Raw genomic sequence first — 1,693 nt, 5'->3', positions numbered from 1 at the left:
AGAGTCACGGCCGTCCACATTGTTGACATCGGGTTTCCCTCAGCGTAATAGGTCTCGTGGAGTGTAGAAGTTCGGTGGGCCTCCTCACAGCAGTTCGCGAGGTCGGGGGTGGACAGGGGTTAGTCAATGCATGCGTTGCCCGCGAAGTGTTGTTCCCCTGCGCTGGGTGACGCGGCTGGGGCTGGAGGCGCTGCTGGAGCTGCTGGAGCTGCGGTTGGCACGGTGACCTGCTTGCCGTCGGTTCCGAGGACGAGAGTGATATCGGTGCCAGTGCCGGTGCTGACCGGGTCGGCACCGGGAATGAATGCGGCGAGTGCCTTGGCGTCACCCTCTTTCCTTGGCGGGTATTCGATGGTGGTGTTTGGGCGTGTGGACGTTGAACTTGGCACGCCGGTTGCGAATCCGAGGGATTTGAGGGTGGCAGTGTTTGTGGCGGCCGCGCCGTTTGTTGAGCCGCCATTGAGAACAGTGACCGTAACGTCGGATACCGGTGACGCGGTTGCTGTCGTATAGGCGGTGGCCGTCCCGATGATGCCGGAAATGAAGGCCGGCATTGCGGCCTGGTCTACTTGCACTACGGACACGTCAGCGCCGTTAACGGTGATTGTCGGTGTTCCGGAGACTGGGATCGTGGTGGAGGTTATGTTACTGGGGTTCAGGCCGCCGAATCGGGTGGCCAAATCGAGCAGATTCAGGCCGGGATCTGTTTGCAGTGACGCACTGACCGCATCAAGGACTTGGGGGAGTTTGACGGGGTCCAGCAGTGTACCGGCTGAGAGCAGTTGGCGTGCCTCCATGGAAAGGAAATACCTCTGGCGCACCTCACGGTCCAGATCGCCTTGGGGCAGGCCGTGCCGTTGACGGACGAATGCGAGCGCTTGCTGGGCATTCAAGGTGGAAATGCCAGCGGGCAAGTTGATGGTGGAATACGGGTCGTTCACTGCGGCGTTCAGACAGACCTGGATGGGCCCGAGGGCCTGAGCGATGTTATAGAAACCCATCATGGAGACCCGAACGAAATGGTCGATGGTTAGCCCTGTCATGTTTTGAATCACGCTCGTGAGTAGCTGAGCACCGCCCGCGTCGCCCGCATCGTTCTCGCTGCCGAAGGCGAACGCAGCATTGAGCTTGTTCTTGCCGAAACCGGGGATATCGACCCAGGAGTCGCGGGGGAAGGAGATCAGTGTCGGTGAGTCGCCGTTAGCGGGGAGGTGGAGGACTATCATCGTGTCCGTGCTCGTCCCGCCCCCGTCTTGCTCAGTGCCCAGCTGGGCAAGTTGGGCTGCGGTGGCGTTGGCGGGGCGGTGATCATCACCCACGAGGAGGATGTTCTGATCTTGGCCATCCAGGTCCCGGCTCGGAGCATTCGCCGAGGAGATCGCATCAATATGCGTGATCCCAGCAGCGAATCGTTGATAGTTATAGATCGCATAACTGCTTCCCGCGAGCAGGGCGACGACCACAACAATCACGAACCAACGCGTTATCACCTGCCGACGGCGCCTACGACGGGGGCGCTCCGGGCGGTCAGCGGGACGGTCAGTGGACATGACGGTGCTTCCGATAGGACAGCAGGCAGTCGCGGAGGTAACAATGAAGCACGTCCCTATATAAGACCCTCGACCCGGGAAAGGCCCGAAGGACACTCCCGCACCGCGCCAGAACGCAGCCTGGTCCCAGCTACACCCTCGAT

Annotated in this window: 1 protein-coding gene; it reads right to left on the bottom strand. The window is 61.0% G+C overall.

Going from position 1 to position 1,693, the window contains the following annotated elements; translation table 11 throughout:
* Positions 1-119: 119 nt before the first annotated feature.
* Positions 120-1,472 carry an LCP family protein gene (locus QN350_RS19585; protein ID WP_322137429.1) on the bottom strand — a complete coding sequence of 451 codons (1,353 nt, stop codon included), beginning with the start codon at positions 1,470-1,472 and terminating at the stop codon, positions 120-122.
* Positions 1,473-1,693: the final 221 nt, after the last annotated feature.

It is taken from the genome of Cryobacterium sp. 10I5, assembly GCF_035019865.1.
Taxonomy (GTDB): Bacteria; Actinomycetota; Actinomycetes; order Actinomycetales; family Microbacteriaceae; genus Cryobacterium; species Cryobacterium breve_A.
This window is presented reverse-complemented; position numbering and strand designations above follow the sequence as displayed.